Consider the following 21,683-nt stretch of genomic DNA (forward strand, 5'->3'; position numbering starts at 1 on the left):
AGCCTCGCATGGCGTGGACCGGCGGCCAGACAGCCTCCGCGCGTGGCAGCTTTATAGTCTTTCGGGTCGCTCGGGCGTCAGCCTTCCTCGAAAAAAATCCCAGAGGCCGATCAGATTGCCAATCAGACGCCCGCGCCGGTCTATCCAGGGCTCCGGCACCACGCTTCGCACCATGTTGCTCGCCACATTACGCATGACATGATCGAGCGCAGGACGTAAAGGCATCGTCCTCTTTTTCACCAGATAAAGCGGATTGATGACCTGCGAATAGCCGAGTCTGCATCCGGACACCCTGCCCCGCTTGACCCCAAGGTGTACGCCAAGCGCCGTATTGATTCGAACGACGAGCCCGCCCCGATTCCAGATCTGGCCGCCGAAGTCACGGTCTTCCTGCCAGCCGTAAAGAACGAGGCGCTCATCAAAGCGAAGGCCGGCGATGCTGCTGGCGCGAAACGCCATGTTGCATCCGTAGGGACCCCCGGTCGGCGCAACGATCAACCTTTCCGGGAGATCGACGGTTTGGGCCACGATGGCCCGCCCTTCTTCAAAGGAATAACCTGGCCCGTGGATACCGTCCGCGACGACTGTTCCCGTAACACAGGCAATGGCCGGATCGCTGTCCAGGGCCTTGAGGACCTCCGAGATCCACGCGCCATGCATCAGAAAGTCGTCGTCCAGAAAAATCACGACGTCGAAATCGTCCGGCACATGGTCCAGCGCGTGATTGCGTTGAGCCGTGAGGCCGGGTCGCCCTTTGATCACGATCATTCCGGGTCGGCCTGACAGATCGCCTACGTCCTCGTCCGATACGCAGGAGATGATGATCAGATCCGGTTTTACCGTTTGCAGATCGACGAAGGCGACGACCTGTTCGAGAATCCCGGCGCGGCCACGCGTGGGAAAGATCACACAGATTCTCGGTTGTTTTCTAAAGGAAGGCAGGCTCATTTGCGTCACCATGGTTACTCGCGAACGGGAGCTCGAATCCGTCACCTTTGTGAAGCACACGGTATCGGGACATCGGCCATCGCACTGCTGCCTACCGCACGCACCCTGGCCGACTATTGGTCAACCAGGGTTATTCGAGCCATCTGCCGAATCGCGTCTGCCATGAGAACCCTTCGCCGACGCCGAGAATCTCCCTGATCAGTCCCGCACGCCAGCTTCCGATGACAAGCATGGCCACCAGAGAACCCTCCGCCAGCAATCGCGCCATCACCATGCCTGCGGCGCCCCAGTAACTGGCAAGGGGAATGGCCGCCGCCAGATTCACCACCGCGCCAACCACGCCGCTCCACGCAAGTAGTTTCTCGAGCTTGCGGGGAATCAGGAAATACATGCCCAATACGCGCGTGCAAACGGCAAGCGGCACGACGAGAATCATGATATTGAGAATTGGAATAGCGTGACGGAATTCCGGTCCGAATAGCAGGGGTATGATCCATTCGGAAAACAATTCCGTAACGATCACACCCGCTATCGCTCCCAGAAAGAAAATAGCGAATGTCCGCCGGGCAATGAGATTGGCTCGCGCCTCGTTGCGGGTAACGAGATACATGACTTTCGGCGCCAGGATCTGGGACGCCGGCGCCATGATGCTCAACGCGGCGGAAACCAGACGCTCCGAGAGACCGAAGGCGCTCACATCCGAGGGCGAGGCCAACAGCGACAAAATGTAGGTGGACGCGGCGAGGACCAATACCGCCGTCCCGCTGTAGATGAAGATAGTCGACGATCGCTTGACAAGATTGACAGCCGCGCGCAGTGGCGCAATAACCCCGGTGTATTCCTTTCTAACGAGCCAATAGGCCAGCGCCGTCTGGGCCAGGTTGGAAGCGAAAATCACCGGGAAAACCCGGTCGATATCGGCCGGCTTGCGAATGAAGGAAAACAGCAGCGTGAGCGAAAGCAGGAGCCCCAGCATTTCGATCATGACGCTCGTCCTCGGGCGTCCCGTGCTGGTGAAATACCAGCCAAGGTTGAAGGCGTTCAGCAGCCCCCCGACGACGACAAAAAAGCTCACACCAGCAACACTCGAAATGATTTCCGACCTGCAAGCCGCAATTGCGCCGATGATGACGCCCGGAATGCACAACAACAGCCGGGCCGTGACCTGATTCCGAAAAATCGCATCGCGCTCGCCGGTGCTTTCGGTATGGACGATGTCCCGTCCGCCGATGGTGGAAAAACCGAAGTCGACGCACAGCCAGATGGTACTGGACAACGACATCCCCGCCAGCACCACGGCGTAACCGCTGGAACCGAGCACCCTTCCGTAATAAGGAACCAGAATGAGTGGATAGATGTACCGCACTACGTACGAAAAATACACCGCAAGCAACTCGATCTTCGACAACGATGCCTGAACTTTATTCATGAGCCCCCCTGGCAACCCAGCCTCCGCGTGCGGGCACACGTCGCGGCACACGCTGCGAGAGTGCGCCCGCTGCGGCCGCAAATATGTAGAAACATGTACCAAGCTCGAAGACGCTAAGCGAGGCCGAAGCGACGATCAGCGTCGAGATCATGGCGTGCCGTGCCGCATAACAGACGGCCCGCTCCGTAAAGGGGTAATGGGCCGGCACCGGTAACAGCAAAGTCTTGCCGAGGAACGACCCATAGCAAACCACACCCACGACACCGAGGCTTCCCAGCAGCACCACCAGAAAGCTCGACGCACGAATGCTGCCCAGGCCAACACCTATTCCGTAGGTATCGAAAAAGTTCGTTATACCCTGAGCATTCCACCCCATTCGTTCAACGCCGGAGTCGCTACCCGCCTTGCTCAGTATCGCCGCGTCGACGAAATCCCCAAGCGCGTTCACCACCCCCGGCAGAAAGACGATCACGTAGAGTGCGCCCAGCAAGCCAGCGCACGACGAAATAACCCACATGCGCCGCTTGCGTACGGCAGCGACACACGAGATGAGGCCAGGCCGGCTGACCAGCAGTACGAACTGATATGCTCCAAGCCCGACATAAGCGGTTCCCGAAGTCGACAGCAACAGGAGAACGCCCGTTGTGAGCGCAAGCGGACCGGCCAGCTTCGGACGATAGCCGACAAGCCAGAGATTCAGGCAAAAGACAAAGAGCGGAAGCGTAAAGGCCGAAAACCCGGAAGTTTCGCTGAACGTGCCGCTGATGCGAACCAGTCCGCCCATTTCCTCGCCGGTCAGGTCGGCGAACTGCGCCGTCTTGACGACCGAGAGCATGTCAATGCCCGCAGCGTGCGCGAAGATATCGATCACGCCGGCAAGCGCGTCGAGAGACGCAAGCAAAAAGATGGCGTTGGCGAGCGTCCGGTACACGCCACGATATTTCAGGAACGCATACATGGAGCAATACACCACGACGTCGCTGATGCAATAGATCGTCTGGGACAGATTGCCGGAGACCGGGCCAAGCGGTTGCAATATGATGAACTGACTGCTGCGGTCGACGGGAAACACGAGCGTCGCACCGCGCAGCACACGCGGCAGCAGGATGGCGCCAGCGACGCCCCACAGGCAGGTGCAGAGCAGCCAGAAGCCGGGCTTGTCCTGCGCGACCGCGTCGGCAAGCCCTTTCCCGCCCGCGAGATTGAACGCCCTAAGCGCGAAGAACGCGAGAAAGAGCTGGGCGGGCAAAATGCCGATGCCGCCCAACCCGAGCGCGAGCGTACATCCAAACAGCGAAAAGACCGCCATGCCGTAAATCGCACTGCGATACGACGCATAAAGCGCCGCCAGTCCGGTGACGAACACGACGATTCCAAATATGGTCAGTTCCACTTGCCGAAACCCCTAATCCGTTCACGCAATCATTCGCGCGTGAACGATCTCGTTATCGCGCCAACTCAGGCCGAGTGCCAGCGCCGGACCACGGCCGGCATGTCGGCAAACCCCTTATCGGCATCCATCGCGCGCTCCACGACGCCGAGGAACTCCTGCTTGAATCGTTCTTCCGTAAAGCGCATGGCATTGCGACGGCAGACTTCCGGTTTGAGCGGCGGCTGCCGCTCGAAGCGCTCCACCGCGTCGACGATCGATTCCACGCTCTGCTCGCCGAAGAAAAGCCCCGTGCCACGCTCGGGGTCCGGCGAATCCACCACGATCTCCCGCGATCCCCCGCGCCCCAGCGCGATGACCGGCGTGCCGCACGCCTGCGCCTCGACCACCGAGATGCCGAAGTCCTCTTCCGCGGCGACGACGAACGCCCGCGCCCGCTGCATGTGGTCCACCAGCACCTCGTCGGGCTGATAGCCGAGCAACGTTACGTTGGGTGTCGCGCATGCCTTGACCCGCGCGAAGTCGGCGCCGTCGCCGATCACCACGAGACGCCGCGACGGCATCGCGGCAAATGCCTCGACGATGAGCGGTATCCGCTTGTACGGCACCATGCGCGAGGCAATCAAATAAAAGTCTTCATGCTGGTCGCACAACTCGAACCGCTCGACATCGACGGGCGGGTAGACCACGGTGGCCTCGCTGCCGTAGGCCTTGCGAATGCGCCGCCCCACAAAGGCGGAATTGGCGACAAAGGCATCCACGCCATGCGCCGTGCGCTGGTCCCAGATACGCATGTAGTGAAGCAACGCACGCACGATCCAGCTTTTCATTCCGCGCTGCAACCCGGCTTCGCACAGATACTGATGCTGCAGATCCCACGCATAGCGAATCGGTGAATGGACGTAACTGACGTGCACCTGGTGCGGTCCCGTCAAAATGCCCTTGGCTACCGCGTGACTCGAAGAAATCACGAGATCATAGGACGAGAGATCGAATTGCTCGATCGCCAGCGGCATGAGCGGAAGGTAGCTGCGAAACGATTTGCGCGCCCGCGGCAGATGCTGAATGAACGACGTCCTGGCATGTCTGCCGCCCAGCACACCGCGTTGCGACTCCGGGAAAAAGTCGACGACGCTGTAGAGATCGGCCTGTGGAAAGAGCTGAAGAATCTGCTCCACCACTTTCTCCGACCCCGCGTAGGTAACGAGCCACTCATGCACGAGCGCGACGCGGCCGAAACGGCGCGTGTCGTTGGTGAGGTTCGAGGCAAGCGTCACATTAGCCACGGCGAGATCTCCTCGATCAACCTGGTGGCGGTTGCGCACCAGGTGAGTTCGGCAGTCCGCGCGCGGCCCCGCTCGCGCAAACTCGCGCGCAACGCTCGATCGCTTGTGATGCGCTCGAGCAAGCGCGCCAGCTCCGCAGGGTCGTCCGGCGAGGTGTAGAGCACGGCGTCGCCGCAAGCCTCCTGCACGGCCGGCAACCGCGAAGCGACGACGGGACAGCCAAGCGCGAGCGCCTCGACCGGCGGCAGCCCGAATCCCTCGTAACGCGACGGATAAACGAAGCACGCTGCACGCCGATACAGGGCCGCCAGCTCGCCGTCGCTCACGTAGCCGAGATGCTTCACGAACGCGGGCAGCGCGTCCTGGCCCGTTCCGTATACCCGCGCATCGCCGCCGCCCACCACTACGATGTCGAATTGCGCGTCGCCGATAAGACGCGCGGCATCGGCCACGAGCTGGAAGTTCTTGTGCCGGTTGAGGCTTCCCACCGCCAGCACGAATGGACGCTGGTTCAATGCGATCGCTACGCCACCCTCATCCTGTTGCACGCGCAACATGTGCTCGCCGCTCTCCGGCACGACGCCGATTTTTCCCGGCGGAATCCGGTAAGCCGCGGACAATTCGCGCCGCGAGAATTCGGAAACGGTAATCACGCGCTGCGACACGCGGCCGATGCGCGGCGCCATCAGACGATACCAGGCAACAAAGGAGCGGCTGTAGCTCTCAGGCACGCGCGCGGGCGCGGCGTCGTGCAGCACCGTGATCTGGCGGCGATACAACAACGGCCCGGAGTTGCACAGGTTGAGTAATAACCGACCGCGTGCAGCTTGCGGCAACGCGAATTGCTCCCAACGCAGGCCGCCGCCTTTTCCGCTCGCTCGCAGACCAACGTGTCGAAACGGATTCGGCAAAGCGGCCAGCGCTTCGGGCACGATGATCTCGGTCCGCAATCCGGCGACGCGCGGATCGCGCAGCTCGATCAATTGATCGAGCGCCCGGAGAGTCTCGAACGCAAAGCGATCGACACCCGTCGCCCGGCGACCGAGGAAGCGGCCGTTAATCATCAGATTAGGGGCATGCACGTGTTTCATCACAGGGTCCAGGGCTTCGCTTATGGCCGGATTCAAAGGGCCACGCCATGCAATTGATATGTCTTGCAGTGTGGCGGGTCTTCTTTCCGGCGAATGTTCGGCGTCGCTCATGCCGCGCCAAGTCGCGCATGCCGGCAGGGCCCGGGTCCATCGGATGCCGATTGAGCGGGACAACAGCCGCCCACCGCTCGAATCGGGCGCAGCCTGCGAGGCCCGCCGGATAAGCCGGTCAACAGACCGTAGTGCCGCGCTGAAGAAGCGATCGGGCTACGCGAGTTCGAGCCATAGCCCCGTAAAGGCGCCTACGCTAGAGGATGGTCGATCCAGTACGGGAAGCCGGAAATCAGGCGACTGCCATTCACCCGCCACCTGGTAGCCCAGACGCTTGAGGTCGGCAATGAGTTTCGAGCGGTTGTAGAGCATGCAGGCGACGCGAATGTGCCCTCCATCCTGAACGATCGCGAAATCCGGCCCCTCGGTCAGCGGAGTTCGGTTGATCAATATGTATTTGGGAAGTCGCTCGACACGCTCCAATATTTCCGGCAGCGACTTGTCGAAATAGTGAAGCGATCCACTGGCAATAAATAAATCCGCCCCATCGATCTGGCTGAAATCGTCAGTAAACTGGAGATTCTTTACGTTCCTGACGCTTGCGAGCGCTTGCCCGCGCGAAATGGTGTCCGGTAAATCGAAAACCGTCCAGCTTACGTCGTCCCGCAGAGGCAAATAGTCTCTATAGCAATAATAGAGATTGCCGACATTGCCACCCAGATCAAATACCTTCTGAATGCGATGCACCCGATCGCGGAGGTAATAGAACGCCGCATAGTCGCTCAGCCTGGCCGAGAAACTGATATGCAGGTCCACGTTGGCGGTGCTCTCGTGTCCGCCTTTGCCGTATGGCTTGACGGCCTTTTCGGCTTCGCCGAGCGTCCGGAAGCTACGTCTGTATCCCAGCATCCATCCCAATGTCGTGGCTCCCGCTCGCGTGCGTCCGGCGCCTTCTATCAACCGGCCGCCATAGCTGCTCTTGCCGAAAGCGCGGAAAATCTTCGCCGTCGAGACGATTTGAATGTCGCGTAGCCTGGTTCGTGCTTGCATCAACGTGCTCCCACCCAACATCGAAATTCGCTAACGCAGTCATCAATGAAACGAGCGCAGATGACGGCGCCGGCGCGCTTGAAAGGTATAAAGGAAATGGCGAGTCGGGCCCGTGGCCCGGAACGCGGCTTGCCATAGCCCGCGAACCGGACACGTGTACGCTTGACGTCGCTTCGACGATCGCCCGGCCGACTCTGGCTGCCGATATCCGGAAGACCGGGAAGACCTGCTGCCGGAACAGACGGCTCGCGGCAATAACCGGCTATTCGGCCCTGGCTCTGCCCGTGTCCCTGGCAAAGCCGTGGCTCGAATAACCATACGCCGCATACTCGTTGCCATAGCGTCCTGGCCGCGACGTCATGTCGTTGAAGATCACACCGCGAATCGGTACGCCGACCTGTTCGAAGCGACGCACGGACTCGCGTATATCGGCCACGCTCGTGGCGCCCTGGCGCGCGATCACGAACACGGTCCCCGCCAGCTTGCCGATGATCCCGGCGTCCGCCACCGGCAAAACGGGCGGCGCATCGATCAGCACGAGGTCATATGTCCCGTTGGCCCAGTCCACGAAGTCCTTGAAAGTGCCTTCGCGCAGCAACTCGCTGGCATTGGTCACATAGCCTCCGGTCGCGACGAAGTCGACGCCCGGCATCACCTCGCGATGCACCACCTGGTCATAGCCATGACGGAGTTCGACGATGTCGGTCACGCCCGGCGTGCTCGACACCGCCATGTGCTGGTTCAGCGAGCCTCGCCGCAGATCCGCGTCGATCAGCAGCACACGCTTGCCCGACGCACCGAACACGGCCGCCAGATTGACCGAGACGAACGACTTGCCCACCATCGGCGTCGGCCCCGCCAGCAGCACGACACGATTGGCGGAATCCTCCAGCGAATGCTCGAGCGCGCTGCGAAAACTGCGCAGGCTCTCGACCGCCGGATCGAACAACGCCGTGTGCGCAAGCACCGTGTTCGCGCCCGGCGCACCGTGCGGCAAGCGACGCCTGAGCCCATGCTGGATGCGGCTGCGCGGCACGGCCGCAAAGACAGCCAGCCCCGTGCCCGCTTCGATCTCGTCCACCACGGAAACGCCGCGCTTGAGCCGGTGACGCAACAGCACGAGCGCAGCGCCGGCAAACAACCCCGTGAACAACGCCGCGATCACGATGACCGAGCGCTTGGGCCGGATCGGGCCTTCGGGCGGCACCGCCGCGTCGATCATGCGCACGTTCGACACGCGGCCAGCCTTGAGCAGACGCAGTTGCTCGCGGCTGTTCAGAAGATTCGTGTAGATGTTCGTATCGACGGTCACTTCCCGCTGCAGGCGCACGACCTGCTGCTCCACCGGCGGCAGCGCGCGAGTCTGCCCGGACAGATGTTCCAGCGCCTTTTCTGCTTCGGCCAGTTGCCCGTTGATGGCGACCAGGGCCGGATTGTCGTCGGTGAAACGGGCCATCGCCTGCGCGCGCTGCTGTTGCAGATCGGCGATACGCTGCTGCGCCAGCGCCGAGCTCTGCAGCAGCGCCGATGCTTCGGCATCCAGATTCACGGCGCCGTGCTGCGAGCGGAACATGTTGTACTCGTTCTCGGCCTTCTCGAGCTGGGCCTTGAGCAGCGGCAGTTGCTGGTCGAGGAAGGCAATCTGCTTCTGGGCTTCTTCCTGCGTTCGCTGAGCGTTCTGCCGGATGTATTCGTTGCCGATCGCGTTGAGAATGGTACTGGTGAGAACCGGGTCTTCGCCGTCCAGCGAAACGCCGATAACGTCGGATTCCTTACCTTTTTCCGTAATTGCGATCGCTGCCTGCAACGCCTGGATCGCGCTCAGTTCGGAGAGGCGCATAACGTTGAAAATCGTGCCCCGCTGCGCATCGATCTTGTCCACGAGGAGATCGATTGCGCCGCCCACGGTCGGCGCGTGCAGCGGTTCCCCCACACGCCCTTCGAGCGTGACGCCGCCGCCTTCGAGCGTATAGGCCCCGTCGCCCTGATAGGTCAAGACGAACGGTCTGCCTTGCAGGCGCGCCGGCACGTCGAATTGCGTCACCTCGATCGCCTCGTCGCCCCATGCGTAACCGCCCCATCCCGACCAGCGGCCCAGGCTCAGATGTCGCGCGGCCCAGCGGCCCACCACGGGAAAATAACGCGGCGTCGCCTTGATATAGAGCTTCGTCGCATTCACGGCGGACGACACGACCATCCGCGAACGCAAGACCTCCATTTCCGCCGATGCCTGGGTCTTGACCGCGAACTGGGAAAGATCGGCCAGCGCCGATTTCGCGGCATTCGGGCTCTCCTCCACCTGAATGAGCATGTCCGATTGATATACGGGCGCCGCCAGCAGCGCATAAACGCAGCCCACGAGCGTAAAGATAATCGTGACGATCAGGATCGTCTTGCGGCCCGCATACAGCGTATCGAGCAGATTGCCCATATGTCCGCCGTCGGGAGCGATCGGCATGATCGTCTCCACAGGTCCTTCAAGCAGGTAGTCGCGATGGTTCATCTTGTCCTCTCGGTAGCGAGCAGGTCGACTGCCACGGTTCGTGTTCATGTGAGCATCAGTATCCAATCGCGCGGCTGGTCGCCGCCGCCTGCGTAGTCGGCAAAATCAGGCTGATGACACGGCTCCACTTCACGAGAGAAGACGTATCGACGAACACGACATCGTTGGGCTTGAGGTCGAACGAATCGGCCGTGGCCATCGCGGCGGCACTGCTGGCGTCGAGATGAAACACAACCGGCTGGCTGGTATCGCGTCCACGCACGACGTAAACCTGCGACGCATCGCCCGACGCCTGGCTGATCCCGCCCGCGTTGCCGAGCGCCTCGTTGAGCGTCATATGCCCGTTGTTGAACGTCACGCCGCCGGGATGCTCGACCTCGCCGACGACGAAAACCTTGCTGTCCGTCTGCGCAAAGATACGCACGAGGTCGCCGTCGCCCAAGATGATCCGGTCCGGATTGAAGCCCTTGCGGATCATCGCCGGCATGTCGATGTCCACGGTGGTGTCGCCGCGCGTCACGGCAACATGCGACCGGTCGGCATTGCTGGTAAAGCCGCCAGCGCGGTTGATCGCCTCGGGCAACGTCATCGGCCTGTCGTTGAGCACCTGCACGCCCGGCGTCTTGACCTCGCCGTCGAGATACACACGCTTGCTGCGGTATGTCTCGATGCGCACGGTGACCTGCGGCTGACGCACGTATTTCGCGAGCTTTTCCGCGAGAATGTCACGCACGCCCATCTCCGAAAGACCGGCAACTTTCAGCGGACCAATATAGGCATACTGAATAAATCCGTTGGTATCGACGGTGTAGCCGGACGCAACCGAACTGGCTCCCGATGGACCGTCTCCACCGCCGCCCCCCGCAGGCAGATTGAGCTCGGGATGATCCCAAACCACGATGCTGAGAATGTCGCCGGGGCCGATTTGATACGGAGTGGCCTTGGCAAACAGCTTTTCCACGTCGGCGGGAATGCCCTTGGGCCGCGCCGCAGCCTCTTTGTCCACGAGTTCCCGCGTGATCTCCACGAGCGAGCCGGACGGCGCGCCTGCAAATCCCTTGGCCACCACGCTGTCCGGCACCTGCGCCCCGGTTGCGGCAGCGGCGCCCGAATTCGTCACTGCGCCGCCTTTCGGCGTGTCGTACGTCATGCCCGGCGCGAGGGCGCAGCCGCCCATCGCCGCGAGCGCCAGCCACGCTGCACACGCGGCTCCGCGGCGCAGCGCTCCCGCCACGCCGAAATTCCACACGAGACGCCCGGACGCCGCCTCGGTCGATTCCATCGCGTTCAGTCCCATTGCAAATACCCCCAATCCCGTTTCCCGTGTTCCAGGTCATGCGATGTGGCCCGGATACCCGAAATGCCCGCCGCTGCTGCCCTCTCCCTTTTCTGCGCCTTCTTCTACTCAATACGCGCCCGTACCGCGAATCACGACGAAAAACGTCTTGAACAGAATTCCGATGTCTTTGCGGAAGGTCCAGTTCTCCACATAGGAAACGTCGAGCGATACGCGCGTCGCGTAGTCGATATCGTTGCGCCCGCTCACCTGCCACAGGCCTGTGATGCCAGGCGTCGCCATCAGGTAATACTTGCTGGCCTCGCCGTAGCGCTCCAGTTCCTTGTCGATGATCGGGCGCGGACCGACAAAGCTCATCTGGCCGCGCAGGACGTTCCAAAGCTGCGGCAGTTCGTCGAGACTCGTGCGCCGCAGAAAGTGGCCAATCCGCGTCACGCGCACGTCATTCTTGAGCTTGAATTCGCGCTCCCATTCGGCGCGTGCTTCAGGATCGCGCTCGAGCAGATCCTTGAGAACCTGCTCCGAGTTAACCACCATTGATCTGAACTTAAGACAACGAAATTTCTTTCCGTGACGGCCTACACGCGTATGGCCGTAGAACGCCGGCCCGCCATCGCGCTTGACCAGCAGCGCGAGCATGACGAGCAGCGGTGAGAGCACCACGATCGCGCTCGCTGCCGCCACGATGTCGAACATGCGCTTCAAGACATGCCCGGCTACGGCGCTGCGAACCGTGCTGCGCGAACCGACCTCGAGCGGCTCCCGGCGCCACCACGCACGCGTAAGACGCAGCACGCTGAATTCCGAGAAGAACAGTGTGTGCGAGAGCAGCAGCGAGATACCCGTCGTCAGCGTCCAGTACATGAACCACGGCAACGCCAGCAGATGATCGTGATGAATCGCATAAAGCAGCACGAGTCCGCAGAGCTGCACCGCGAGCCAGGCGAATGCCGTGCGGCCCGCCACGCTGAAAAGCGAGCGGCTGCCGCGCGAACCATACGTTCCGCAAGCGGGAAACACCGATAACGCAAGCGCCGCGCAAAACGCCACGAGCGTGGGATCGGGATGATGCACCTGGCCCATCTGCGCGGAATTCAGATTGAGGTGTACGGCGCATATGGCGCCGAGCACGATCAGCACGATATCGACCGTACGTTGCGTTAGCTCTGACATGTCCCTGCCCCAGTGCGTGTCGTGTTCGTCAGACGTTCGTGGGCGCGCGCGGTCGTCCGCCACCGGCGAACGCACGGATCTCCCCGCTTCGGGCGATCGATACGTTCGTGCCGCCCGCCCCGATAAGCCACGGCAACACATTACGGCGTGCGCAACGGGGGAACCGTGCGCAATCCCACCAACGGTTTGTGATCGTCGCCGGCTCGCGATCCGCGCCACGGGTGAGCCGCGCTGCAAGCCACATGCGAGCGCCACGCTATGTGCGCGATCGCACATAGCGCAGCAATGTCTCTCAACGCCCGGAAAATTGATATGACGGATTCCTTATTATTTATCGTGGACACCGTACGCTTTCGCGCACACTTTCGTTGTGCGTGCATGGTATCTGTGATAGCCCGAATCTAATCTTCTGCCGAATGCTTATCCGTTCGCCGTCGCACACACGACGGATGCAACAGCGCGGCAAAATGGTTTCCGACTGCGCCGCCAACGCGGGTAAGCCCATCGAAACGCCGGCATGGGGCAAGGCGAGCGTATTCGGTGACCGGCAACCGTCTCACCCGAGGAATACGCCGTGAAGCATGCCGTGGCCACTGCCCATACGCTGCCCGCCTGTACCGCCGGTTCTCGGCGCGCGAGCCGCGCGAAACCGTGCCGGTGGTCTGGCATGCGCGCCGTTGAAAACCTCGCGACAGGCATCTGCGCGCTCGCATGCGCAGCAGCGGTGCAGGCGGGCGACGCCGTGCATGCCATGCCCGCCGACGCGTTCCTCCAGACGCTCGCCGTCGTGACCCACGTCAGCTACACCGACGGTGCGTACGTCAACGTGCGCAACGTCGCCGACGATATGGCATGGCTCGGCATCCACCACGTTCGCGACTACGCGCCGGGCGCGTCCATCCCGTTCTCGAGCTATGTCTATCTCGCGCAACGCGGCGTCAAATTCAACTTCCTGACGGGCGCCGACTTCGAGAAGTCGGTCGGGCAGGCGGCGAAGCTGAACGCGGCCGTGCCGGGCAGCGTCGCGGCCATCGAAGGGCCCAACGAAATCAATAATTTTCCGGTCAGCTACCACGGCCTGACCGGCGGCGCGGCCGGGCTCGCCGTGCAGCGCGACCTCTACGCACGCGTTCACGGCATGCCGGAGCTCGCGGGCGTGCCCGTGTACGACGCGACCGGCTACGACCCCAAGCTGGTCGAGACGCGCACGGATTCGGCCGATTACGCGAATCAGCACGTCTACCCGCAAAACGGCGAACAACCGCTGTGGAACGCGAACGGCGACAAATGGATGCTTGCGGCAATCCATCTCGGCCAGCGTTTTCAGTTGCCGCTCGTCATCACCGAATTTGGCTACTTCTCTCTGCCGCAGGCGGGCTGGTACATGCTGGGCGTCGACGAGCCGACCCAGGCCAAAGGCGTTCTCAACGGCTATATGGATGCGGTGGCGGCAGGTGTGAAACGCCTCTACGTCTACGAGCTGCTCGACGAAAAACCCGATCCGCAGCACAACAACGACGAAATGCATTACGGGCTCTTTCGCAACGACAACAGCCCCAAGCCGGTGGCCTACGCAATCCGCAATCTCACGTCGATCCTGAACGCCAACACCGCACGACGCGCAAGCGCCGCGGCGCGCGGCACGCTCGCCTATACGCTCTCCGACATGCCGGCTTCGGCGAACAGCCTGCTGCTGCAGAAGAAGGACGGTCGCTTCGTACTGGCGCTATGGAACGAGACGCTGATCTGGAACCGGGCGACGGGAACGCCGCTCACTAGCCCCCCGGCCCGCGTCGGTCTCGACTTTGGCGGAAAAGCGAAGCATGTGGACCTGTACGATCCGCTCGCTTCGGCGCAGCCGGTAGAAAGCCATCGCGACGTGCGCCAGCTTTCGGTGGAGGTGCCCGACCACGTCATTCTGATCGAGATCGCGGATACGCCGGGAAGCTGAGCAGGGCTCGAGCGCGTTGGGCCTGTCCGCCTTTGTATAATCGCGGATCCAAACTGCTCTCGCCCCGCGTTCACCGTTCATGCTTAGCTTCGCGCTCGGATTTCTCGTCTCCCTGCTGGTCACGCTGCTGATCGTGCGCTACGCGCATCTGCATGAAAGATTCTCCGTCGACTCGGACCTCGCGGGCGTGCAGAAATTTCACGCGCGGCCCGTACCGCGCATAGGCGGCACTGGCATTCTCGCCGGGCTCATCGTGGCGGCCGCGCAATTGCACGGGGCCTATCCGGCCGTTTCGGGCGGCATACTGGGCATCGTCGCGTGCGGCCTGCCCGCGTTCGCGTCAGGCCTCATCGAAGACCTCACCAAGCGCGTTTCGCCGCTTGCGCGCCTCATCTGCACAATGGCCGCCGCCGCGCTCGCCTATTGGTTCCTCGGCATCGCGGTCACGCGCATCAGCGTGCCGCCGCTCGATTTCCTGCTCTCCTACGCCGCGATTTCGTTCGCCATCACCGTGCTCGCGGTCGCGGCGCTCGCCAACGCGATCAACATCATCGACGGCTTCAACGGCCTCGCTTCGATGGTTGCGTTCATGATGTTCGCCTCGCTCGCCTATGTGGCCTTCCAGGTGCACGACCCGGTCGTGCTCTCGGCGTCGTTCATCATGATGGGCGCGGTGCTGGGCTTTTTCATGTGGAATTTTCCGGCCGGCCTGATCTTCCTCGGCGACGGCGGCGCGTATTTCATCGGCTTCATGCTCGCCGAACTGTCGATCCTGCTCGTCATGCGCAATCGCGAGGTGTCGGCCTGGTATCCGGTGCTGCTCTTCATGTATCCGATCTTCGAGACCTGTTTCTCGATCTACCGGAAGAAGTTCGTGCGCGGCATGTCGCCCGGCATTCCCGACGGCGTGCATCTGCACATGCTCGTCTACAAGCGCCTCATGCGCTGGGTCGTCGGCTCGCGCACCGCGCGCGAACTCACGCGGCGCAATTCGCTCACCTCGCCATACCTGTGGCTGCTCTGCCTGATCGCCGTGATTCCCGCCACGCTGTTCTGGCGGCACACGGTGCATCTGTTCTGCTTCGTCGTGGTGTTTGCGCTCACCTATGTGTGGCTTTACGTGAGCATCGTGCGTTTTCGCTCCCCAAAGTGGCTCGTCGTGCGCAAGACGCATCGGCGCTGACGCGCGTCGCATGCATGCCGGCGCGCGCGGCGACGGCGCATGTGTCCCCGCTTCGCGCGTAGAATCGAACGGCGGCTGTGCGCACGCCACGTGCCCGCCCCGCGGGCTCAAGGCCGGATCGATGCCCAGCCCGTTGAGCCCTGTCGCCGCGGTACGACCCGCGCCGCCGGCACGCATCGTTCAAGTCATTCGATTCAGGGAGAGAGCCGATATGAGCCGTTATTTCGCGTTTGCGCTTGCACTGGTCGCCGTGACGCTCGCCGCCTGCAATACCATCGCAGGCGCTGGCGAGGACATATCGAGGGGCGGCCAGGCCATCACCAATTCGGCGGAAAAGGCCAAATAAGCAGAGCGGCCACGCCCGCGACGGTTCAAGGCGAAGCGCTTTCGCGCAGCCGCGCGACTTGCGCTTGCAGTTCGCGCACCCGCGCTTCGTGCTGCGCCGCGGCTGCCTCCAGTTCGCGAATGCGAGCGTCACGTTCGTCGAGCGCCGACCTCACGTCCGCCGCTTCGAAACGCTGCGGAATGTGCTGCGGGCAGTTCATGTCCCACGCGCGCACGGTGAACACGATCGCCCGTTCTGCGCGCGCCTTGTAACCGGCGGGCATGAGTTCCGCGATGAGCTCCGCGTCTTCCACCACGCGCGCGTGGCCCCAGATCTTCACGCGCCGGCGCCGCGCATAGTCGATCAGAAAAAGATATGCCTTCGCGTTATCGGCCAGATTGCCGAGCGTGATGTATTGCTGGTTGCCGATGAAATCGGCGAACGCGAGCGTATGCTCGTCCACCACGTGCAGGAAGCCGGCCGGGCCGCCGCGATGCTGAATGTATGGCTGCCCTTCGGCGTTCGCCGTGCCGAGGAAGACGCTCGTCTGCGCTTCGATGAACGCCGCGATCTCGGGCGTAAGGCTCACGCCCCAGCCGCGATCGCGCTCCATGCGCGCATAGAGTTCGCGGGAACCCAGGCGCGCCTGCATCGCCTTGACCGTCGGCGTGAAGGCGATATCGCTGGGATAACGATGACCGTGAGCGGCGGTCGGCCCCATGTCGGACTCCTTGAGATTCGGAATCGACAGGTTAGGCCCTTACGGCGAAAAATAGAATCCGCCGTCAACGAGAACCATCCTCCCGGATTTCGAGAGGCAAAAAAGCCGGGCAGGCACGCAGTTCGCTGCGCCGGGACTTTCGCGCCTCGCGCGCACGCGAAAGACCTCGCGGCGGCGGCATCTTCACGCGCCGAGCGCCGCGATCGCGCTGATCGCGCTACCCTTTTGATTCACGCCGCGTGGCGCGAGTCCACTCAACCGCCCGGCGGCCGCTTGCGCCGGGCGCCATGGCAGGGAGTCGAACATGTCGAAAACGATCTGGATTGTCGTCGCCAACCGTGTGACCGCGCGCATTTTCGCCACCGAAAGCCCGTTGGGCGCCATCGACGAAATCGAGACGCTGCTGCATCCGCAAGGGCGCGTGCAGGACGATGTCCTCGTGACGGACAAGCCGGGACGCACCACGGAGCGCGCCGGGCCCGGCCGCAGCGCAACCGATCCTGACACGAGCCAGCACGAACACGAAGCGACCGTGTTCGCGACCGAAATCGCGCAGATGCTCACGAAGGCGCGCAACGACGCGCGCTACGGAACGCTCGTGCTGGCCGCGCCGCCCGCGTTTCTCGGCACGCTGCGCAAGGCCATGGACGCGCAAACGCGCGGCCTCGTCACGCTCGAACTCGACAAGGATCTCGCGCTGCTCGACGCGCGGGCGCTGCGCACGCATTTGCCCGAGCGGCTGGTGCGCGCCGAAGGTTGAAGCGCGCGGCCCGCGGCTCGTGCACATTTCGCGTGCGGCGAGGTGAACGAGCCGTCCCGCTCATCCCGCGAGATGCGCAACGCACGCGCGCACGATGCCGATCGCGTTCTCGCCCGCCAGCATGCCGAGCAGGCCGACGAGCGCGATGGTCGGCGGCGCGGGCGACTTCACCTGCAGCACGTTGTAAAGCAGCCCCGCGAGCGCGCCGACCGCGAACGACACCAGATAGCCCTTCATCCTCGTCTCCCGTGCGTTCATCCGGCGCTCAGGCCATGTCGATCACGACGCGCCCGGGCGTGCCGGCCGCGACCGCTTCGTAGGCTTCGCGCGCCCGAGCGAGCGGAAAGTGCGCGGCCACGACGGGCGCTTCGAAGCGGCCCGCATCGAACGCCTCGGCAATCGCGCGCATGAGCGGCGCGGATTCCGCCACGCCGAGCTTCGCGCTGTCGGCGCCGAGAAGCTGCGTCTCGTTGTGATAGAAGTCGATCAGGTCGAACTCCACGCGCCGCTTGCCCGTGGCGCTGATTTCGACCACCCGGCCGCGCCGCTTCGCCAGCGAGAGCGCCAGCTCGAACGCCACGCCTCCCACGGCGTCGTAGACCACGTCCACGCCTGCGCCGCCCGTGAGTTCGCGCACGCGTTCGGCGGCGTGCTCGTCCATCGGCACGAAGGTGTCGACGAGGCGCGCGGCCGGCGACCCGGCGAGCGGCGCCTCGCGGCCCACGCCGATCACGCGCGCGCCGCGGGCCTTGGCGATCTGCGTGACCGCGCCGCCCACGCCGCCCGACACGCCGATCACGGCAATCGTCTCGCCTTCGGCGAGGCGCGCGTAATCGACGGTGCCGAGCCACGCCACCACGAAGTTCACGCCGATCGACGCGGCCTGCGCATGCGAGAGCGCCGCGGGTTTGCGCGCGAGCGCGGCCACGGGCACCTCGATGAATTCGGCGTGCGTGCCGTCGCGCGTGAAACCGATGTCACCGCCCGTGCCCCAGACTTCGGCGCCGAGCCATGCCTGCGGCCCCGCCGCCACTACGCCGCTGAAGTCGCGGCCCGGCACGCGCGGCGGCACGCTGTGTTCGAAATGGCCCGATACGTTCTTCACGTCGCTCGGGTTGACCGAGGCGCTCATCACCTGCACGAGCGCGCTATCGGCACCGGGCACAGGCGTCGGCAGATCGACGTACTCGAGCACCTCGGGCTTGCCGAAGGACTTGAACTGGATGGCTTTCATCGCTTCACTCCATGAAATCAGGTTTCGCGCGGCCGCTCGATCAGAAGCGCCAGGCGCGGCATCGAACCGGGAGCCAATGTAGATCGGCGGCGGCCGGTCAGGTGGACAAAGACTTTCGAATTTCGGACAAGGCGATGTTTTGACTAATTGCCGGATTGTGTGCGCTCACCCACAAAAGTGCGAACTTGCTCCCCGCCCGGCAATGTCAGAATACGCGCGATACGCAGCGCATCCTCTCCGCCGGCGGCATTGGCGAACGCGCAGACCGCGCCCCCCAGACATGCAAAAACTACAGTCCCTTACCGTGCTGCGCGCAGTCGCGGCCGCAACGGTTGTCTTTTTTCACGTCATGACGCCGACCGGACACACGTTCGGCGAATTCGGCGTCGATATTTTTTTCGTAATCAGCGGTTTCGTCATCGCACTCGTGACCGACAACCCCGCGTTGACCGCGAGGCGCTTTCTCGCGGACCGCATCGCCCGCCTCGTGCCGCTTTACTGGCTGCTGACGCTCGGCGTATTCGCCGGAGCCCTCGCCGCGCCCGACCTGTTCAACTCGACGACGGCCAACTTCGGAAACCTGCTGAAGTCGCTGCTTTTCATTCCCTATCGCAAGGAAAGCGGCCAGATCTTCCCGATGTTGTTCGTCGGCTGGACGCTGAACTACGAAATGCTGTTTTATGCCGTCACGGCCGTCTCGATGGCGCTCATGCGCCGGCGCCGGTTACTGTTGGCGTCGGCGTTGATTTTCGTGATCTTTTGCGCGGCGAAGGCGTCGGGTTCGCACGGCGTGATGGCCGACTTCTATTCGAATCAGCGCGTACTGGAGTTCCCGCTCGGCTTCCTGATCTACCGGCTCTGGAATTTCGGCATCCGAATCAATCCATTGCTTGCGGGCGGCATGGCGGCATCCGCCTATACGTGGATGGCCTACGTCAACTGGCATGGCCTGTCGCACGCACCGTTGCTCTACTACGGCGCTCCGGCATTCCTGCTGATTGTCAGCAGCCTGAGTCTCGAATCGGCGATGGACGCGGGCCTGTTGACCCGCACCGCGATATTCGTCGGCAACGCCAGCTATGCCATCTATCTGAGCCATCCATACTGTGTCGAAGCCGCGCGCAAACTCCTGCCGAATGCCATCGACGACTTCCACCCCGCCGCGCCGGTCGGGGTGGCGGTCATCATCGTCGTGGCGACCGCGATGGGTGGCGCGCTCTATCAGTTCGTCGACTGGCCGATGTACAGGCGCGCGCGACGGCTGCTGCAGTCGGCGCCCGCCGTACGGTCGCGCGAATCGGGGATGGCCGGCTCGAACCCCACGCGCCTCGCCGTCGACGAAGAGCCGGCCGGCGACGTGCCGGCCAACCGGGACACGGCCTGACCCGCGCAGCCCGGCTCCCATCGTTTCGAGGCGGTGAGCGCGCTCTTCCGCTGGCGCTCGCCGCCGCCGGCTTCGGCACGATCACACCTTATCAATTCATATAATGTTTTTCGGCAAAGTATAATGTGCCGCATCGCCGTTTCAGCCCGTCTAACGGGGCCACGATGAACTTACCACTGACTCCCGAAGCACTCGCGACCCTGCGCGAATCCGCCGAAAAATGCTGTGCGCTGCTCAAGGCGCTCGCCCACGAAGACCGCCTCCTGCTGCTCTGCCAGCTCACCGAAGGCGAGCGCAATGTGGGGGAGCTCGAAGACCTGGTAGGCGTGCATCAGCCAAGCCTCTCGCAGCATCTCGGCAAGCTGCGCGAGGAAGGCCTTGTCGAGACGCGCCGCGAAGGCAAGTACATTTACTACCGCCTCGCGAGCCCCGAGGTCACCCAGGTCATGCAGACGCTTTCGAGCCTCTATTGCGGCCGGCTCAAGTCACACCCGGCGACTCCGGCATGAGCCTCGATCTCGCCCACTTCACACCTTGGGCCTCGTTCGCGGGAGGACTCATGATCGGCGCGGCGGCCGCGCTCTTCGTGCTCGTCAACGGCCGTATCGCGGGGATCAGCGGCCTGCTCGGAGGACTGCTGCCCGGCTCGGGCGGCGAGCGCGGCGTCAATTTCGCGTTCGTCGCGGGGCTTCTCGCGGCACCGCTCCTGTGGCGGTTGCGCGCGACGCTGCCAGCCATCCATATCGACGCTTCCGCGCTCACGCTCGCCGCCGCCGGCCTGCTCGTCGGGCTCGGCACGCGCTACGGCTCGGGCTGCACGAGCGGCCACGGCGTGTGCGGGATCGCGCGCGGCTCACGGCGCTCGTTCGCCGCCACGGGCGTGTTCATGGCCGCGGGCTTCGCGACCGTGTTCGTCGCCCGCCACCTCATCGGAGGCTGAAATGCGCAAACTCAGCGCATTCGCTTGCGGTCTGCTGTTCGGTCTCGGCCTGATCGTCTCGGGAATGGCCAACCCGGCCAAGGTGCTCGGTTTTCTCGACCTCGCCGGACAATGGGACCCTTCGCTCGCCTTCGTGATGGCCGGCGCGATCGCGCTCGCCGCGCCCGCTTTCCGGCTTGCGCGCTCGCGCCGGCAGAGCTTCGGCGGCGCGCCCATGCAACTGCCCACGGCCCGGCGCATCGATGGACGGCTGGTCGGCGGCGCCTTGCTGTTCGGCGCGGGCTGGGGTCTCGCGGGTTTCTGCCCGGGCCCCGCGCTCGTTGCCGCGGGTAGCGGCGAGCCGCGCGCCTGGCTCTTCGTCGCGGCCATGCTCGCGGGCATGGCGATTTACGCGGTGCTCGAGCGCCGGTCGCCGTCACGCTGATGCGCTGATGCGCGCCGACCCGGCCGCCCGGTGTCCAGCGAACTGAAGGGCCAACGCGGCCGCGCGTTCAGCCCTCGAAATCGAGGCCGCCGATCAGCACTTCGGGCTCGCTCTGCGTGCGCGACGAAAAGTCGACGGCGCGCGCCGATTCCCACGACGTCATCTTGCGCACCGTCGCTTCGAGATAGTGCTCGAAGCGCGCTTCGCCACCGGGCTCCATGAGGCGCTCGATTTCCTCGATGTCCCAGGTGAGCGAGAGGTTCAGCGGATACGAATACGGATGACGATGCTCGGTCGCGAGACCGCGCAGGCGCACGCGCGTGGGATGGCCGTGCCCTTCGTTCGGCACGACGTCGACGTGCACGGAAGGGCCGAACTGGCTCGCCAGCCTCGCCGCGATGCGCGGCGCGAATTCTTCCTCGAACCGGTGGACGGCTTCGATGCTCATGCGCGGGACACTCCACGAAGGGTTGGCTGCGTGCAACGGCGCTTCCGGCCGCCGCAGCGCGTCGTCCCGGCATCCTACCGCGCGGTCGGCGCATC

General features: G+C 63.6%; 21 protein-coding genes. 8 read left to right on the plus strand and 13 right to left on the minus strand.

The features are described 5' to 3' along the window. Positions 1 to 51: 51 nt before the first annotated feature. The 9 genes from BLU17_RS00120 to BLU17_RS00160 form a co-directional block, all read right to left on the minus strand. Positions 52 to 948, minus strand: coding sequence for a glycosyltransferase family 2 protein (locus BLU17_RS00120; protein ID WP_091994121.1), 897 nt, complete (start codon positions 946 to 948; stop codon positions 52 to 54). A gap of 130 nt (positions 949 to 1,078) precedes the next feature. Then, complete coding sequence (locus tag BLU17_RS00125; RefSeq protein ID WP_091992889.1) at positions 1,079 to 2,377, minus strand: lipopolysaccharide biosynthesis protein; 1,299 nt, start codon at positions 2,375 to 2,377, stop codon at positions 1,079 to 1,081. Continuing rightward, positions 2,370 to 3,743 (minus strand): hypothetical protein, encoded by a 1,374-nt coding sequence (locus BLU17_RS00130; RefSeq protein WP_245746671.1) that lies wholly within the window; start codon positions 3,741 to 3,743, stop codon positions 2,370 to 2,372. The genes BLU17_RS00125 and BLU17_RS00130 overlap by 8 nt, the downstream gene beginning before the upstream one ends. A 92-nt stretch (positions 3,744 to 3,835) precedes the next feature. Next, on the minus strand, positions 3,836 to 5,053 hold the full coding sequence (locus BLU17_RS00135) for a glycosyltransferase family 4 protein (protein WP_091992891.1): 1,218 nt from the start codon (positions 5,051 to 5,053) through the stop codon (positions 3,836 to 3,838). Then, positions 5,041 to 6,144, minus strand: a complete 1,104-nt coding sequence (locus tag BLU17_RS00140; RefSeq protein WP_091992894.1) for a glycosyltransferase family 4 protein — start codon at positions 6,142 to 6,144, stop codon at positions 5,041 to 5,043. Before BLU17_RS00140 ends, BLU17_RS00135 begins: the two co-directional genes overlap by 13 nt. A gap of 267 nt (positions 6,145 to 6,411) precedes the next feature. After that, the gene (locus BLU17_RS00145) at positions 6,412 to 7,245 is read right to left on the minus strand and encodes a methyltransferase, TIGR04325 family (RefSeq protein ID WP_176928871.1); all 834 of its coding nucleotides are present in this window, start codon (positions 7,243 to 7,245) and stop codon (positions 6,412 to 6,414) included. 262 nt (positions 7,246 to 7,507) lie between these two features. Then, complete coding sequence (locus BLU17_RS00150; RefSeq protein ID WP_245746672.1) at positions 7,508 to 9,796, minus strand: GNVR domain-containing protein; 2,289 nt, start codon at positions 9,794 to 9,796, stop codon at positions 7,508 to 7,510. 7 nt (positions 9,797 to 9,803) lie between these two features. Beyond that, the gene (locus BLU17_RS00155; RefSeq protein WP_425434051.1) at positions 9,804 to 10,925 is read right to left on the minus strand and encodes a polysaccharide biosynthesis/export family protein; all 1,122 of its coding nucleotides are present in this window, start codon (positions 10,923 to 10,925) and stop codon (positions 9,804 to 9,806) included. Between the two features lie 228 nt (positions 10,926 to 11,153). After that, positions 11,154 to 12,218 carry a sugar transferase gene (locus tag BLU17_RS00160; protein WP_091992904.1) on the minus strand — a complete coding sequence of 355 codons (1,065 nt, stop codon included), beginning with the start codon at positions 12,216 to 12,218 and terminating at the stop codon, positions 11,154 to 11,156. Positions 12,219 to 12,885: 667 nt separating this feature from the next. On the opposite strand from BLU17_RS00160, the gene BLU17_RS00165 reads away from it, so the two are divergent. From BLU17_RS00165 to BLU17_RS00175, 3 genes are all read left to right on the plus strand, one after another. Further along, positions 12,886 to 14,169: a glycoside hydrolase 5 family protein gene (locus tag BLU17_RS00165; RefSeq protein WP_245746673.1), complete on the plus strand. Its 1,284-nt coding sequence runs from the start codon at positions 12,886 to 12,888 to the stop codon at positions 14,167 to 14,169. 79 nt (positions 14,170 to 14,248) lie between these two features. Beyond that, entirely contained in the window at positions 14,249 to 15,352 is a 1,104-nt protein-coding gene (locus BLU17_RS00170) for an MraY family glycosyltransferase (protein ID WP_091992908.1), read from the plus strand. 211 nt (positions 15,353 to 15,563) lie between these two features. Further along, positions 15,564 to 15,698: an entericidin A/B family lipoprotein gene (locus BLU17_RS00175; protein WP_091992910.1), complete on the plus strand. Its 135-nt coding sequence runs from the start codon at positions 15,564 to 15,566 to the stop codon at positions 15,696 to 15,698. A 25-nt stretch (positions 15,699 to 15,723) separates the two neighbouring features. On the opposite strand, the gene BLU17_RS00180 is transcribed toward BLU17_RS00175, so the two are convergent. Beyond that, the gene (locus tag BLU17_RS00180) at positions 15,724 to 16,398 is read right to left on the minus strand and encodes a pyridoxamine 5'-phosphate oxidase family protein (protein WP_091992913.1); all 675 of its coding nucleotides are present in this window, start codon (positions 16,396 to 16,398) and stop codon (positions 15,724 to 15,726) included. 304 nt (positions 16,399 to 16,702) lie between these two features. Here BLU17_RS00180 and BLU17_RS00185 point away from each other — a divergent pair, with 304 nt between their 5' ends. Beyond that, a complete protein-coding gene (locus BLU17_RS00185; RefSeq protein ID WP_091992915.1) occupies positions 16,703 to 17,158 on the plus strand; it encodes a host attachment protein in 456 nt (151 codons plus the stop codon). Between the two features lie 60 nt (positions 17,159 to 17,218). Here the strand turns inward: BLU17_RS00185 and BLU17_RS00190 are convergent, their stop codons facing one another. Beyond that, positions 17,219 to 17,395 carry a DUF1427 family protein gene (locus BLU17_RS00190; RefSeq protein WP_091992918.1) on the minus strand — a complete coding sequence of 59 codons (177 nt, stop codon included), beginning with the start codon at positions 17,393 to 17,395 and terminating at the stop codon, positions 17,219 to 17,221. Positions 17,396 to 17,423: 28 nt separating this feature from the next. Then, positions 17,424 to 18,392 (minus strand): quinone oxidoreductase family protein, encoded by a 969-nt coding sequence (locus BLU17_RS00195; RefSeq protein WP_091992920.1) that lies wholly within the window; start codon positions 18,390 to 18,392, stop codon positions 17,424 to 17,426. Positions 18,393 to 18,672: 280 nt separating this feature from the next. Between BLU17_RS00195 and BLU17_RS00200 the strand changes: the two genes are divergently transcribed. The 4 genes from BLU17_RS00200 (at position 18,673) to BLU17_RS00215 (ending at position 21,140) form a co-directional block, all read left to right on the plus strand. Next, positions 18,673 to 19,776 (plus strand): acyltransferase family protein, encoded by a 1,104-nt coding sequence (locus BLU17_RS00200; RefSeq protein ID WP_091992923.1) that lies wholly within the window; start codon positions 18,673 to 18,675, stop codon positions 19,774 to 19,776. Positions 19,777 to 19,940: 164 nt separating this feature from the next. Next, entirely contained in the window at positions 19,941 to 20,285 is a 345-nt protein-coding gene (locus tag BLU17_RS00205) for an ArsR/SmtB family transcription factor (protein WP_091992925.1), read from the plus strand. After that, positions 20,282 to 20,716, plus strand: a complete 435-nt coding sequence (locus BLU17_RS00210; protein ID WP_091992927.1) for a YeeE/YedE family protein — start codon at positions 20,282 to 20,284, stop codon at positions 20,714 to 20,716. The genes BLU17_RS00205 and BLU17_RS00210 overlap by 4 nt, the downstream gene beginning before the upstream one ends. Before the next feature lies 1 nt (position 20,717). Next, positions 20,718 to 21,140: a YeeE/YedE family protein gene (locus tag BLU17_RS00215; protein WP_091992930.1), complete on the plus strand. Its 423-nt coding sequence runs from the start codon at positions 20,718 to 20,720 to the stop codon at positions 21,138 to 21,140. A gap of 67 nt (positions 21,141 to 21,207) precedes the next feature. Here BLU17_RS00215 and BLU17_RS00220 read toward each other — a convergent pair whose 3' ends face one another. Then, the gene (locus tag BLU17_RS00220) at positions 21,208 to 21,588 is read right to left on the minus strand and encodes a DUF5594 family protein (protein WP_091992933.1); all 381 of its coding nucleotides are present in this window, start codon (positions 21,586 to 21,588) and stop codon (positions 21,208 to 21,210) included. Between the last annotated feature and the right edge of the window lie 95 nt (positions 21,589 to 21,683).

The organism is Paraburkholderia lycopersici, from assembly GCF_900096975.1.
GTDB classification, from domain to species: Bacteria; Pseudomonadota; Gammaproteobacteria; order Burkholderiales; family Burkholderiaceae; genus Paraburkholderia; species Paraburkholderia lycopersici.

Coding starts and splice junctions, on each gene's coding strand:
- BLU17_RS00205 (WP_091992925.1), top strand. CDS start 19,941: ATGAACTTACCACTGACTCCCGAAGCACTCGCGACCCTGCGCGAATCC.
- BLU17_RS00140 (WP_091992894.1), bottom strand. CDS start 6,144: ATGAAACACGTGCATGCCCCTAATCTGATGATTAACGGCCGCTTCCTC.
- BLU17_RS00160 (WP_091992904.1), bottom strand. CDS start 12,218: ATGTCAGAGCTAACGCAACGTACGGTCGATATCGTGCTGATCGTGCTC.
- BLU17_RS00125 (WP_091992889.1), bottom strand. CDS start 2,377: ATGAATAAAGTTCAGGCATCGTTGTCGAAGATCGAGTTGCTTGCGGTG.
- BLU17_RS00190 (WP_091992918.1), bottom strand. CDS start 17,395: ATGAAGGGCTATCTGGTGTCGTTCGCGGTCGGCGCGCTCGCGGGGCTG.
- BLU17_RS00220 (WP_091992933.1), bottom strand. CDS start 21,588: ATGAGCATCGAAGCCGTCCACCGGTTCGAGGAAGAATTCGCGCCGCGC.
- BLU17_RS00120 (WP_091994121.1), bottom strand. CDS start 948: ATGAGCCTGCCTTCCTTTAGAAAACAACCGAGAATCTGTGTGATCTTT.
- BLU17_RS00215 (WP_091992930.1), top strand. CDS start 20,718: ATGCGCAAACTCAGCGCATTCGCTTGCGGTCTGCTGTTCGGTCTCGGC.
- BLU17_RS00165 (WP_245746673.1), top strand. CDS start 12,886: ATGCGCGCCGTTGAAAACCTCGCGACAGGCATCTGCGCGCTCGCATGC.
- BLU17_RS00195 (WP_091992920.1), bottom strand. CDS start 18,392: ATGAAAGCCATCCAGTTCAAGTCCTTCGGCAAGCCCGAGGTGCTCGAG.
- BLU17_RS00150 (WP_245746672.1), bottom strand. CDS start 9,796: ATGAACACGAACCGTGGCAGTCGACCTGCTCGCTACCGAGAGGACAAG.
- BLU17_RS00210 (WP_091992927.1), top strand. CDS start 20,282: ATGAGCCTCGATCTCGCCCACTTCACACCTTGGGCCTCGTTCGCGGGA.
- BLU17_RS00185 (WP_091992915.1), top strand. CDS start 16,703: ATGTCGAAAACGATCTGGATTGTCGTCGCCAACCGTGTGACCGCGCGC.
- BLU17_RS00200 (WP_091992923.1), top strand. CDS start 18,673: ATGCAAAAACTACAGTCCCTTACCGTGCTGCGCGCAGTCGCGGCCGCA.
- BLU17_RS00175 (WP_091992910.1), top strand. CDS start 15,564: ATGAGCCGTTATTTCGCGTTTGCGCTTGCACTGGTCGCCGTGACGCTC.
- BLU17_RS00145 (WP_176928871.1), bottom strand. CDS start 7,245: ATGCAAGCACGAACCAGGCTACGCGACATTCAAATCGTCTCGACGGCG.
- BLU17_RS00180 (WP_091992913.1), bottom strand. CDS start 16,398: ATGGGGCCGACCGCCGCTCACGGTCATCGTTATCCCAGCGATATCGCC.
- BLU17_RS00170 (WP_091992908.1), top strand. CDS start 14,249: ATGCTTAGCTTCGCGCTCGGATTTCTCGTCTCCCTGCTGGTCACGCTG.
- BLU17_RS00155 (WP_425434051.1), bottom strand. CDS start 10,925: ATGGGCGGCTGCGCCCTCGCGCCGGGCATGACGTACGACACGCCGAAA.